Origin of the sequence: Streptomyces sp. NPDC049915 (assembly GCF_040656475.1) — a bacterium.
Taxonomy (GTDB): Bacteria; Actinomycetota; Actinomycetes; order Streptomycetales; family Streptomycetaceae; genus Streptomyces.
Genome location: NZ_JBFAMH010000001.1, coordinates 347,117 through 360,409 on the forward strand (window position 1 = coordinate 347,117; position 13,293 = coordinate 360,409).

The window sequence follows — 13,293 nt, forward strand, 5'->3', positions numbered from 1 at the left end:
CGTATGAGGGTGTGGAGACTGCGGCTGTACGGCGTGGTGTTCCTCGCTGTGCTGGCGCTGCTGCTGTCGCTGTCCGTCGCCGTCTACCGGCAGGCGTTCACGCCGGTGGTGCGGATCACGCTGGAGGCCGACAGCCTCGGCAACCAGCTCGACCCGCGCGCCGACGTCAAGCTGCGGGGGCTGCTGGTCGGCGAGGTGCGCGCGGTGCACGCCGACGGGACGAAGGCGTCGCTGGACCTCGCGCTCAAGCCCGAGTACGTCGCGCACATCCCGTCCGACGTGCATGCGCGCCTGCTGCCCAAGACGCTGTTCGGCGAGAAGTACGTCGACCTGGTCGCGCCCGCCACCCCTTCCGCGCGGCCGATCCGCGCCGGGGACGTCATCACCCAGGACCGCACCCGGGTCGGCATCGAACTGCAGCAGCTGATGAACGACCTGCTGCCGCTGCTGCGGACCGTGCAGCCCGGCAAGCTCAACGCCACCCTGTCCGCGTTCGCCACCGCCCTGGACGGGCGCGGCGACCGGATCGGCGACAACCTGACCCGCGTGGAGGCCTACCTGCGCCGCCTGAACCCGCACCTGCCGTCCCTGACCGAGGACATCGCCCGCTTCGCCCAGGTCGCCGAGATCTACGGCGACGCGGCCCCCGACCTGATGAACGTCCTGCGCAACACGGTCACCACCAGCCGCACGATCGTCGAGGAGAAGGACCGGCTGGCGGCGGCGCTGAAGACCACCGCGACCGTCGCGGGAACCGGGGAGGACTTCCTCGCCGCGAACGGCGACCGGCTGATCACCCTGGGCCGGGTCTCCCGCCCCACGCTGGGCCTCTTCGCCCGGTACGCGCCCGAGTACCCGTGCCTGCTGGCCGGCCTGGTCCGCGAGGAGAAGGCCTCGGAGGAGGCGTTCCGCGGCGGGAAGATGCACATCACGCTCGAAGCGGTACGGCAGCAGGGGGCGTACGAACCCGGTGAGTACCCCCGGTACGCGGAGCGGTCGGGGCCCAACTGCCGTGACCTGCCCCGTCCCCCGGTCCCGGCACCCGGGTTCTCCCTGGACGACGGCTCGCGCAAGGGCGGTTCTCCCTCGCCCGCCGGGGCCACCGCAACCCGGGCCGAGCAGCAGGCGGTCGGGGCACTGGTGGCGCCGGTCATGGGGGTGCCCGCCGACGAGGTGCCGCCGGTGGCGACGCTGCTGTTCGGTCCGATGGCGCGCGGGACGGCGGTGAGCGTCATATGAGGAAGACCGCCGCTCCGCTGATCAAGTTCAGCCTGTTCGCGCTGGTCACCGTCCTGGCGACGGCTCTGCTCGCGGCCACCATCGTGAACATCTCCTTCACCTCCGAGCACACCTACCGGGCGGTGTTCAGCGACGTCACCGGGCTCGAGAAGGGCGACGACATCCGGGTGGCCGGGGTGCGGGTCGGCCAGGTCGAGGACATCCGGATCAAGGACCGGACGCTGGCGGAGGTCGCCTTCACCGTCCGGGCCGACCGGCCGCTGTTCACCGGCACGCACGCCGTGATCCGCTACCGCAACCTGGTCGGGCAGCGGTACGTCGCGCTGACCGAGGGCGCGGGCGACGGCAGCCGGCTGGCGCCCGGCACGACGATCCCGCTGCGGCACACCCAGCCGGCGCTGGACCTCAACGCGCTGCTGAACGGCTTCAAACCGCTGTTCGCCGCGCTCAGCCCGAGCGATGTCAACCAGCTCGCCACCGAGATCATCCGGACGCTGCAGGGCGAGGGCGGCACCGTCAACAGCCTGCTGGTGCACACCGCCTCGCTCACCACGACGCTCGCCGACCGGGACCAGCTCATCGGCTCGGTGATCGACAACCTCAACACCGTCCTGACCACGCTGGACCAGCGCGGCGCCCGCTTCTCCGAACTGCTGACCCAGCTGCGCCGGGTGATCTCCGGCCTGTCCGCGGACCGGGGGCCCATCGGGCAGTCGCTGGTGAACATCGGCGGCCTGACCGGGGCCACGGCGGGGCTGATGAAGGACGCGCGCCCGCCGCTGAAGGACGACATCGCCCGGCTGACCGGTCTCACCGGGACGCTGAACCGGAACGAGAAGACCGTGGAGGGCGTGCTGAAACGGCTGCCGAACAAGCTCAACGCGCTGACCGGGACGGCGTCCTACGGCTCGTGGTTCAACTTCTACCTCTGCGACTTCGACGGCCGGATCGTGCTGCCGAAGACGCGGCAGGTGTTCACTCCGGACCTGCACGTGGCGAGGGCGAGGTGCGGAGCGTGAGCCGTGACAAGCGTCCCGAGCCCCTGATCAAGGTGCGCGTCGAACCGCCGAGGCTGCCGAAGATACGGCTGCCCCGCCGCACGCCCCGCCCGCCCCGGCCCGAGCCGCTGGTGAAGGTCCGTATCGAACCGCCCCGGATCAGGCTCCCGCGGCTGCGCCGCCCCCGCCTGACCCCGTTCCGCGAGCGCAACCCGGTCGTCATCGGCGCCGTCGGGCTGAGCGTCCTGGCGCTGCTCGCCGTGGCCGCGTTCAACGCCGACAGCCTGCCGCTGATCGGCGACGGCCGGACCTACAGCGCGGCCTTCTCCGAGGCGGGCGGGCTGAAGCCCGGCGACGAGGTGCGCATCGCCGGCGTCAAGGTCGGCAAGGTCGAGGACGTGGACCTGGACGGCGACCACGTCAAGGTCACCTTCAAGGTCAAGGGTGACCCCGCGTTCGGCACCACGACCGGCGCGTCGATCCGGGTGAAGACGATCCTCGGCGCCAAGTACCTCGCGCTGCACCCCAGGGGCCCGGGGCAGCTCAGGCCCGGCAGTGAGATCCCCCTGGGGCGCACGGTCTCGGCGTACGACGTCGTGCAGGCGTTCAGCGATCTGACCACCACCTCGGAGCAGGTGGACACCGGCCGGCTGGCGCAGGCGCTGGACACCATCTCGACCACGTTCCAGGACTCGCCCACCGAGGTGCAGGCGTCCATCCGGGGCCTGTCCCGGATCTCGCGGACGGTGGCCTCGCGCGACAAGGCGCTCGGCGAGCTGCTCCGGCACGCCAACGGAGTCACCGGCGTGCTGGCGGCGCGCTCCAAGGACTTCAGCGCCCTGGTCAAGGACGGCGACAAGCTCTTCACGGAGATCAGCAGGCGGCGCGCCGCGATCCACACCCTGCTGACGACCTCGGCCGCGCTCGGCATCGAGCTGTCCGGCCTCGTCGACGACAACGCGAAGGAGATCGGGCCCGCGCTGAAGGGCCTGAACGGCGTGGTGCAGATGCTCGAACGAAATCAGGCAAGCCTCGACCGGAGCGTCAAACTGCTGGCGCCCTATGTGCGGCTGTTCACCAACACCCTCGGCAACGGCCGCTGGTTCGACTCCTATGTGCAGAACCTGGTCGCCGCCCCGGTGGCGCCGCGGACGGGAGGGAGGCGGTGAGGCACTTCAACAAGCGGCTGGCCCTGCTCGTCGCCCTGGCCGTGGTCGCCGCCGCTGCCTTCGTGCTGTGGCCGCGGCCCGAGAACGTGCGCGTCACCGCCTACTTCCCGCGTACCGTCGGCATCTACCCGGGGTCGGACGTCCGCGTCCTCGGCGTCCGGATCGGCAAGGTCGTCTCGATCACGCCGGAGGGCAAGCGGGTGCGGGTGCGGCTGGAGTACGACGCCGGCCGCAAGGTACCGGCGGGCGCCCGGGCCGCGATCATCAACTCCTCGGTGGTCAGCGACCGTTACGTGCAGCTGCTGCCGGTCTACCACCGGGGCCCGGTGCTGCACAGCGGCGACGTCATCCCCGAGTCCCGCACGGCCGTCCCCGTCGAACTGGACCGGATCTTCGACAGCCTGCACACCACCGCCGAGGCGCTCGGACCGCAGGGCGCCAACAAGGACGGCTCGCTGTCCCGGCTGCTCGGCGTGAGTGCCGACAACCTCGACGGACAGGGCCAGAACCTCCACCAGAGCGTCGAGGACCTGTCCCAGGCGGTCACCACGCTGTCCGACGGCCGCACCGACCTGTTCGGCACGGTGGGCCACCTGCAGGTGTTCACGGCGGCGCTGGCGGCCGACGACAAGAGTGTGCGGTCCTTCACCACCAGCCTCGCCAAGGTCGCCGACCAGCTCGCGGGCGAGCGCAAGGACCTCGCGGCGGCGCTGAAGAACCTCGGCACCGCACTCGGCGACGTGGCCGACTTCGTCAAGAACAACAAGAAGGCGCTCACCTCGGACGTGGCGGGCCTGAGCAAGGTGACGCGGGTGCTCGTCGCCCAACGCGCCGCACTGGAGGAGCTGTTGGACGTCGCCCCGACGGGCCTGTCGAACCTGAACAACGCCTACAACCCGACCGCGGGCACCCTCGACACCCGCAACAACGCGAACCAGCCGCAGGATCCGGCCTCCCTGCTGTGCTCCGTGCTGCGCACGACCGGCGAGAAGAGCGACTGCAAGGAGCTGCGGGACCTGTTCGACTCCCTGCCCGACCTGCCGCAGGGGCCCGCGGCGACGGGCACGACCGACCGGACGCTCGGCGGGATCCTGGGGGCGAGCGCATGAGCGGGCTGCGCAGGACGGGAGCCGTGGCCTGGGCGGTGGCCGGCTCGCTGCTGCTGTCGGGCTGCGAGCTCAACGGCTGGTACGACGTCCAGCTCCCCGGCGGGGCCGCCGCCGACGGTCACGCCTACCACGTCACGGTGGAGTTCCGCGACGTCCTCGACCTCGTCCCGCAGTCGGCGGTGAAGGTCGGCAACGTCACCGTCGGGGCGGTGGAGAAGGTCGAGCTGGACGGCTGGCACGCGCGCGTGCGGCTGCGGGTCGCCGACTCGGTGAAGCTGCCCGGCAACGCGGTCGCCGACCTGCGGCAGACCAGCCTGCTCGGCGAGAAGTACGTGGCGCTCTCCGCCCCGCCCGGCACCGCGCCGGTGGGCCGGCTGCGCGACGGCGACCGCATCCCGCTGTCCCGCAGCGGCCGCAACCCGGAGGTCGAGGAGGTGCTCTCGGCACTGTCCGCGCTGCTCAACGGCGGCGGCGTGGCCCAGCTCAAGACGATCACCGTGGAGCTGAACAAGGCCCTCGACGGCCGGGAGACCCGCGTCAGGTCCCTGCTCAGGGAGCTCAACACCTTCGTCGGCGGTCTCGACAAGCAGCGGGGGAACATCGTCCGCGCCATCGCCGCCGTCGACCGGCTCGCCCTGAGGCTCGGGGCGGAGAAGAAGACCATCGCCACGGCCGTCGACACGCTGCCGCCCGCCCTGAAGGTCCTCGCCGACCAACGGCGCGACCTGACGAAGATGCTCACCGCGCTGTCCCAGCTGGGCAAGACCGGCACCACGGTGGTCAAGGCCTCGCACGACGACACGGTGGCCGACCTGAAGCTGCTCCAGCCCATCCTCCAGCAGCTGAACAAGGCGGGAGACGACCTGCCGGGCGCGCTGGAGCTGCTCACCACCTACCCGTTCCCGCGCAACGCGGCCGACGCCGTCAAGGGCGACTACGTCAACCTCCACATCACCGCCGACCTCGACCTGGCCGACCTGTACGGGAACCTGACCGACAAGCCCGGCGGATCCGGCGGGGGAGCCAAACCGCCCGGCACGCCCGATCTGCCGGACGTACCGGACCTGCCGGACCTCCCCGACGTGCCCGATGTCCCCGACGTGCCGCCGCCCACCGCCCTGCCGAGCGCACCCGGCGTCCCCTCGCCCTCGGCGCCCGGCGCCGGCGGGGGCCCGCTGTGCCCGCCGGTGTGCACCAGCGCCTACACCACCCGAGGGCGGCCGCCCGAGGGCATCGACCTGGAGCTCGCCGAGCTGATGCTGAAGGGGGTTCAGCCGTGATCACACGGACGGTCAGGGTCCAGCTGCTCGCCTTCGCCACGCTCACCGCCGTCGGCGTGTCGTACGTCGGCGCCGAGTACACCGGCCTGGCGGACGACCTGCTGGACCGCGGGTACACCGTGCGCGCCGACTTCGCCGACTCCGGCGGCATCTTCCCCGGCGCCGAGGTCACCTACCGCGGGGTGCCCGTGGGCCGGGTCGGGGCGCTGCGGCTGACCGGCGCCGACGGGGTGTCCGTCGCCCTGGACATCGACGACGGGGCGCCGCGCATCCCGGCGGACACCCTGGCCGTGGTGGCCGACCGCTCCGCGGTGGGTGAGCAGTACGTCGACCTGCAGCCGCGTACGGCCGACGGCCCCGCGCTGCGCGACGGCAGCACCATCCCGCGCGGCAGCACCCGGGTGCCGCTGCCCGCCACGGACCTGGTCCTCAGCCTGGACCGGCTGGTCAACTCCGTCGGCAAGGACGACCTGAAGGTCACCGTCGACGAGCTGGGCAAGGCGTTCGCCGGCACGGGCCCCGACCTGGGCCGGCTGGTCGACTCCGGCAACGCGCTCGTCGACTCGGCGTCCGCGTCGCTGCCCGAGACGATCTCCCTGATCGAGAACTCCCGGACGGTCCTGAAGACCCAGGCCGACCAGGGCTCGTCCATCAAGTCCTTCGCCCGCGACCTGGCCACGCTCACCGCTCAGGTGAAGACGAGCGACGGCGACCTGCGCAAGCTGATCGGCAACGCGACACCGGCCGCGCAGCAGGTCAACTCGCTGCTGAAGGACCTCTCCCCGCGGCTGTCGGTGCTGCTGGCCAACCTGATCAGCGGCGGCCAGGTCATGGTGGCCCGCCTGCCCGGCGTGGAGCAGGCCCTGGTCACCTTCCCGGCCCTGGTCGCGGGCAGTTACACCGTCGTCCCGGGCGACGGCACCACCCACTTCGGGCTGGTCGTCAACGCCGACGACCCGCCCGCGTGCACCCGCGGATACGGCACCGCGCGGCGCGACCCCGCGGACACCAGTACCCGCGCGGCGAACACCGGTGCGCACTGCGCCGCCCCGCGCGGCAGCGGCACGTCCGTGCGGGGCGCGCAGAACGCCCCCGGCGCCCGTGCCGGCGGTGCGGACCCGGCGGCGTACGTCACGCCGTACGACCCGGAGACCGGCACCGCGACCGGCCCGGACGGAACGCCCGTCGAGATCGGCTCGTCGGGCGGCCAGCAGACCGTCTTCGGAAAGGAGTCGTGGCAATGGCTGCTCGTCGGACCTATGGCATGACCCGGGCCCTCGCGGCCGGACTCGTCCTGGCGATCGCGCTCACCACCGCGGCCGCGATCTGGCTGGGCGTCGGCCTGGCCGGGCAGCGCGCCGCGGAGCAGCGGCGCCAGGACATCCTGGCCGCGGCCCGCCAGTCGGCGCTCAACTTCACCTCGCTCGACTACCGGCACTACGACCGGGACAGCGCCACCGTCCTGAAGAGCGCCACGGGCGAGTTCAAGAAGCAGTTCTCGGCGCAGACCGAGCAGCTGACCAAGCTCGTCGCCGAGAACCGGTCGGTGTCCGAGGGCCAGGTCCTGGACGCGGGCATCGTCCGCTCCGACGCCCGCTCGGCCCGGGTCCTGGTGGTCGCCGACAGCAAGGTCAGCAACACCGCCGCGCCCGAGGGCCAGGCCCGCACCTACCGGCTCCAGCTCGATCTGGTGCACCGGGACGGCCGCTGGCTGACCTCCGATGTCGAGTTCGTCGGCTGACCGGCCCGCACCATCCGTGAGGAGAACCATCATGGCGAAGACGACGACCCGGCCCGGCGGTCCGGGAGCCGGTGCCGCCCGGCGCACGATGACCGCGGCGGCCCGTGCGGCGGCAAAGCGCGTCGAGCGCGGCCGTCCCGAGGCGGAGGCCGGCGGCACGGCCGCGCGGGTGGCCGAGCGGCCGCCCGTCGGGCGCACCCTGCTCGTCAAGGCCCCGAAGGACGGCTGGCAGGACCCGCCCGAGCCGGAGACCGTCGAGGACGGCGTGGCCGCGGTGGAGGACGACGCCGGGAGGGACGGCGCTGCCGGGCGGCCGGCGCGGCGCAGGAGGCTGCTCACCGTCCTGGTGTGCCTCCTGCTGGTGGCGGGCCTGGCCGCGGTCGCCGTACAGGGGTGGCGCTACCGGGAGGGAACGCGGGCCGAGCAGGCGCGCACGGAGGCCCTCACGGCCGCGCAGCGGGCGGCGCCCGTGGTGCTGTCGTACGACTACCGGCATCTGGACCGGGACTTCGCCGCCGCGCGCGCCCGGCTGACCGGGTCGTTCCGCGAGGAGTACGGCAAGACGACGGCGAGCGTGGTCGGGCCGACGGCCAGGAAGTACCACGGGGTGGTGAAGGCCACCGTCGCGCACCCCGCGGACGGCGGCGCCCCGGCTGCCTCCGTGGTCTCGGCCTCGCCGGACCGGGTCGTGGTCCTGCTCTTCGTCAACCAGGTGACGCAGAGCACCCAGGTCTCGGGCTCCCGGCTGGACCTGAACCGGGTGCGGATGACGATGACCCGTACCTCCGGCGGTTGGAAGGTGAGCGGCGTCGACGCCCTGTGAAACCGCTCCCCGGCCCCTGTTGCGCCCCCGCGTCCGAAGCGCGGGGGCGCTTTTTTGCGGCCGCTCTTGACAGTCACCCCCCGCCACAGGCAATCTTCCATTACGCAGAAACGAACTTCCGTAATACGGAAACTCGACTAACGGAAGGGAGCGCGGCCCCCGATGGGATTCGCAGACCAGCGCTTCAACGTCAACCTGTCGATCCTCTTCACGGAACTCCCGCTCCTGGAGCGTCCCGCGGCCGCCGCCGCGGCCGGCTTCACCGCGGTCGAGCTGTGGTGGCCCTGGATCGAGACCCCGACCCCCGAGCAGTCCGAGCTCGACGCCCTGAAGAAGGCGATCGAGGACGCGGGCGTCCAGCTCACGGGCCTGAACTTCTACGCCGGCCAGCTGCCCGGCCCCGACCGCGGCGCCCTGTCGATCCCGGGCACGGAGTCGGAGAGGTTCCGCGCCAACATCGACGTGGCCATCGCCTTCGCCCAGTCCCTGGGCTGCACCACGTTCAACGCCCTGTACGGCAACCGCGTCGACGGCGTGGACCCGACCGAGCAGGACGCGCTCGCCCTGGAGAACCTCGTTCTCGCGGCCCAGGCCGTCGGCCGGGTCGGCGGAACGATCCTCATCGAGGCCCTCAACCGGCCCGAGTCGCCGAAGTGCCCGATCGTCAGCGCGCCCAAGGCGATCGAGATCGTCGACAAGGTGAACGAGGCGACCGGCCTCGGCAACGCGAAGTTCCTCATGGACCTGTACCACCTGTCCATGAACGGCGAGGACCTGCCGTCGGTCATCGAACAGTACGCGGCCAGGACCGGCCATGTGCAGATCGCCGACAACCCGGGCCGCGGCGCCCCCGGCACCGGCTCGCTGCCGCTGGAGGACCTCCTCGACCAGCTGACGAAGGCCGGTTACGACGGCTGGGTCGGCCTGGAGTACAAGCCGGGCGACAAGCCCAGCGCCGAGGCCTTCGAGTGGCTGCCGCGCGAGGCGCGCGCCGCCCGCTGACACCGGGGCGCCTGTCAGCCGGGCGCCGACTCACCGACGTAGCACAGCAGTAGCAGAGAGGCACCCCCCGTCATGAGCAACAACCTTCCCAAGATCGCCTGGATCGGCCTCGGCATCATGGGCTCCCCCATGTCCGAGAACCTGATCAAGGCGGGTTACCAGGTCACCGGCTTCACCCTCGAGAAGGAGAAGCTCGACCGCCTGGCCGCCGCCGGCGGCACCGCGGCCTCCTCCATCGCCGAGGCCGTGCGCGACGCCGACGTGGTCATCACGATGGTGCCCGCGTCCCCGCAGGTCGAGGCCATCGCCTACGGCCCGGACGGCATCCTGGAGAACGCCAGGTCCGGCGCCCTGCTGATCGACATGTCCTCGATCACCCCGCAGACCTCCGTCGACCTGGCCAAGGCCGCCAAGGACAAGGGCGTCCGCGTCCTGGACGCCCCGGTCTCCGGTGGCGAGGCCGGCGCCATCGAGGCCGTACTGTCGATCATGGTCGGTGGAGAGCAGGCCGACTTCGACGAGGCCCAGCCGATCTTCGACGCCCTCGGCAAGACCATCGTGCTGTGCGGCCCGCACGGCTCGGGTCAGACCGTGAAGGCCGCCAACCAGCTGATCGTCGCCGTGAACATCCAGGCGTGCGCCGAGGCCGTGGTCTTCCTCGAGAAGTCCGGCGTGAACCTGCAGGCCGCGCTCGACGTCCTCAACGGCGGTCTGGCCGGCTCGACCGTGCTGACGCGCAAGAAGGACAACTTCCTCAACCGCGACTTCAAGCCCGGCTTCCGGATCGACCTGCACCACAAGGACATGGGCATCGTGACCGACGCCGCCCGCAACGTCGGCGCGGCCCTGCCGGTCGGCGCCGTGGTCGCCCAGCTGGTCGCCTCGCTGCGCGCCCAGGGTGACGGCGGCCTGGACCACTCGGCCCTGCTGCGAGCCGTGGAGCGCCTCTCCGGCGCCCAGGTCTGACCCTCCCGGATCTTCCGGGCCGTGGCGGCGTACGACACCTGTCCCGTCGCGCCCACGCGCCGCCACGGCCCGGAACCACGCACGCCCATCAGTTCAACAAAACGTTGAAATTTACTTCAACAAACTGTTGACGCCCCTGGTCAGGCGTCCTTACGCTCACTGCACCGTCACCAGGCTTCAGCAGTCCCGTTCGGAAGGTCCCCATGTCGAAGCGCGTGCTCACGACCGAGTCCGGCGCCCCCGTCGCCGACAACCAGAACTCCGCCTCCGCCGGCGTCGGCGGTCCGCTCCTGATCCAGGACCAGCAGCTCCTGGAGAAGCTCGCGCGCTTCAACCGCGAGCGCATCCCGGAGCGCGTGGTGCACGCCCGGGGCTCCGGTGCCTACGGCCGCTTCGAGGTCACCGACGACGTCACCGGCTTCACGCACGCCGACTTCCTCAGCGAGATCGGCAAGCGCACCGAGGTGTTCCTGCGCTTCTCCACCGTGGCCGACTCGCTCGGCGGCGCGGACGCCGTCCGTGACCCGCGCGGCTTCGCGGTGAAGTTCTACACCGAAGAGGGCAACTACGACCTCGTCGGCAACAACACCCCGGTGTTCTTCATCAAGGACCCGATCAAGTTCCCCGACTTCATCCACTCGCAGAAGCGCGACCCGTTCACCGGGAAGCAGGAGCCGGACAACGTCTGGGACTTCTGGGCCCACTCCCCCGAGGCCACGCACCAGATCACCTGGCTGATGGGTGACCGCGGCATCCCGGCGTCGTACCGCCACATGGACGGTTTCGGCTCGCACACCTACCAGTGGACGAACGCCAAGGGCGAGGCCTTCTTCGTCAAGTACCACTTCAAGACGGACCAGGGCATCCGCTGCCTGACCGGCGAGCAGGCCGCCGAGCTCGCGGGCAAGGACCCCAACTCGCACCAGACGGACCTGCTCCAGGCCATCGAGCGCGGCGTGCACCCGTCCTGGACCCTCTACGTCCAGCTCATGCCGGCGGCCGAGGCGGCGAACTACCGCTTCAACCCGTTCGACCTGACCAAGGTGTGGCCGCACCGGGACTACCCGCTGCAGCGCGTGGGCCGTCTGGTGCTGGACCGCAACCCGGACAACGTCTTCGCCGAGGTCGAGCAGGCCGCGTTCTCCCCGAACAACTTCGTGCCGGGCATCGGCCCGTCGCCGGACAAGATGCTCCAGGGCCGTCTGTTCGCCTACGCGGACGCGCACCGCTACCGCCTCGGTGTGAACCACACCCTGCTGCCGGTCAACTCGCCGAAGGCCGTTCCGGGCGGCGCCCGGAACTACGGCCGCGACGGCTTCATGGCGCTCAACGCCCAGGGCCGCGACGCGAAGAACTACGAGCCGAACTCCTACGACGGCCCGGTCGAGACCGGCCGCCCGCTGTCGGCGCCCCTCGCGGTCTCGGGTCACACCGGCACCCACGAGGCTCCGCTGCACACCAAGGACGACGACTTCTTCCAGGCCGGTGAGCTGTACCGGCTGATGTCTCAGGAGGAGAAGTCCCGCCTGATCGCGAACATCGCCGGCGGCCTGTCGCAGGTCTCCCGCAACGACGTGATCGAGAAGAACCTGGCCCACTTCCACGCCGCCGACCTGGAGTACGGCAAGCGCGTGGAGGAGGCGGTCCGCGCCCTGCGCGAGGACTGATCCTCCAGGCCATGAGGCTGCGTCCGGACCCGGCGGGGAGGCCGGGATCCGGACGCGCAGGACCCGCCGCCACGCGATCCGGATGAGGGGTGATCGCGGGCACGGCGGGCAGGGCGAGGACCGCGGCGGCGTGCGAGCCAGTGCGGTGGTGAAGGAAACGTGACGTCCCTGCCGACGTGAGGCAGGTACGCGCGGCTCCGTCGCATCCGCCGCGGTCCCAGCCACTCCCCTCCGGGGGCGCATGGTCCGACGGGAGCCCTTGGCCACCGGTGGGAGCACTTGACCCCCGGCTGCCAGACGGCTCCGACGGCCCCCGTCCCCCGCGGGCCACAGAGCCCCTTTGGGGGCCCATCAGACTCCGTCCGGCGGCGCGAATGTCCTGTCGCGCCCAGTCTCGCGCCGTCGGGCGGTCACAACCGAAGAAGCCTCACCGGCCGAGCGGCGCCGGATGCGGACGGTCCCGCATCCGGCGCCGCTCGGCGTTTTCCGGGGTGCGGCGGCACCGGGGCGGCAGCAGCCTGGAGACATGACGGACGCAACGCAGCACCCGCATGTCGTGGTGCACCCGCCGGCGCTGGACGGCTCGCGGCGGGTCACCGAGGGCGATCGGACCCTGGGCGTCGCCACGCACATCGACGACGTCGCCGAGATCCTGCGGCTGGCCGACCTGTATGTGACGGACGTGGCGCAGAGCGACTTCATCGAATGGCAGGGCGGCGGCCCGGACGACTGGCCCGGCCTGTCGGAACACCACGAGGCCCAGCAGGACGTACACAAGGCGACGTAGGGGCCCCTGCGCAACCCTCAGATCCACCTCTGAACCGGCCCCGCGCAGGCTTCGGCACCCCCTGCCGGCGGGCACATACGGCTCACACGGCGGTCCACCGGCACCGGGGCGGTGGGCCGCCCTCCACGGGGGTGGCGGGGATGAACGAGCCGGGTGTTCCTCTGGGGCCGCACGAGGCCGCCCTGGTGCGTGCCGGGCCGCGGGCCGCGGTCACGGTCTCCGTGGTCGCCCTGCACCTGCGGGGCATCGTCGACGCCGGACGGCCGGGGACCGTGCGCAGGAACGGGCGCGTGGGGGACGTCGCGGCCGTCCGGCATCCTTTGGAGAAGGCCGTACGCACCGCCCTGTACCGGCCCGCCGGAGCGCGGGAGTTGCCCGGCCGGGTCACGGTGTGCCGTGCCCTGGCCGGGATGCGGGCCGATCTCATCACGGCCGGGCTGCTGCGCCCGCTGCCGCCGCGCCGCACCCGCGCCGTGGGCCGGCTGCTCGCGGAGCTGCGCGAGCGTCATCCG

The 13,293-nt window shown here is 71.8% G+C and carries 12 protein-coding genes; all 12 read left to right on the forward strand.

From position 1 onward, the window contains the following. The first annotated feature begins 3 nt into the window (after positions 1–3). The 12 genes from AB0J12_RS01450 to AB0J12_RS01505 all read left to right on the forward strand — a co-directional run bounded on the left by AB0J12_RS01450 (position 4) and on the right by AB0J12_RS01505 (position 12,781). Positions 4–1,239, forward strand: coding sequence for an MCE family protein (locus tag AB0J12_RS01450; RefSeq protein WP_363262064.1), 1,236 nt, complete (start codon positions 4–6; stop codon positions 1,237–1,239). After that, positions 1,236–2,258, forward strand: a complete 1,023-nt coding sequence (locus tag AB0J12_RS01455; protein ID WP_363262065.1) for an MlaD family protein — start codon at positions 1,236–1,238, stop codon at positions 2,256–2,258. Before AB0J12_RS01450 ends, AB0J12_RS01455 begins: the two co-directional genes overlap by 4 nt. Positions 2,259–2,425: 167 nt before the next feature. Beyond that, positions 2,426–3,406, forward strand: a complete 981-nt coding sequence (locus AB0J12_RS01460; protein WP_363262277.1) for an MCE family protein — start codon at positions 2,426–2,428, stop codon at positions 3,404–3,406. Further along, positions 3,403–4,515 carry an MCE family protein gene (locus tag AB0J12_RS01465; protein WP_363262066.1) on the forward strand — a complete coding sequence of 371 codons (1,113 nt, stop codon included), beginning with the start codon at positions 3,403–3,405 and terminating at the stop codon, positions 4,513–4,515. Before AB0J12_RS01460 ends, AB0J12_RS01465 begins: the two co-directional genes overlap by 4 nt. Further along, positions 4,512–5,795, forward strand: a complete 1,284-nt coding sequence (locus AB0J12_RS01470; protein WP_363262067.1) for an MCE family protein — start codon at positions 4,512–4,514, stop codon at positions 5,793–5,795. Before AB0J12_RS01465 ends, AB0J12_RS01470 begins: the two co-directional genes overlap by 4 nt. After that, positions 5,792–7,063 carry an MlaD family protein gene (locus AB0J12_RS01475; RefSeq protein ID WP_363262068.1) on the forward strand — a complete coding sequence of 424 codons (1,272 nt, stop codon included), beginning with the start codon at positions 5,792–5,794 and terminating at the stop codon, positions 7,061–7,063. Before AB0J12_RS01470 ends, AB0J12_RS01475 begins: the two co-directional genes overlap by 4 nt. Then, a complete protein-coding gene (locus tag AB0J12_RS01480; RefSeq protein WP_363262069.1) occupies positions 7,036–7,536 on the forward strand; it encodes a hypothetical protein in 501 nt (166 codons plus the stop codon). Before AB0J12_RS01475 ends, AB0J12_RS01480 begins: the two co-directional genes overlap by 28 nt. Before the next feature lie 31 nt (positions 7,537–7,567). Beyond that, complete coding sequence (locus AB0J12_RS01485) at positions 7,568–8,359, forward strand: hypothetical protein (RefSeq protein ID WP_363262070.1); 792 nt, start codon at positions 7,568–7,570, stop codon at positions 8,357–8,359. 162 nt (positions 8,360–8,521) lie between these two features. Next, positions 8,522–9,361, forward strand: a complete 840-nt coding sequence (locus tag AB0J12_RS01490) for a TIM barrel protein (protein WP_363262071.1) — start codon at positions 8,522–8,524, stop codon at positions 9,359–9,361. Between the two features lie 72 nt (positions 9,362–9,433). Next, complete coding sequence (locus tag AB0J12_RS01495; protein ID WP_363262072.1) at positions 9,434–10,327, forward strand: 2-hydroxy-3-oxopropionate reductase; 894 nt, start codon at positions 9,434–9,436, stop codon at positions 10,325–10,327. 203 nt (positions 10,328–10,530) lie between these two features. Then, positions 10,531–11,994 (forward strand): catalase, encoded by a 1,464-nt coding sequence (locus AB0J12_RS01500; protein ID WP_363262073.1) that lies wholly within the window; start codon positions 10,531–10,533, stop codon positions 11,992–11,994. Positions 11,995–12,520: 526 nt separating this feature from the next. Continuing rightward, the gene (locus AB0J12_RS01505) at positions 12,521–12,781 is read left to right on the forward strand and encodes a hypothetical protein (protein ID WP_363262074.1); all 261 of its coding nucleotides are present in this window, start codon (positions 12,521–12,523) and stop codon (positions 12,779–12,781) included. Positions 12,782–13,293: the final 512 nt, after the last annotated feature.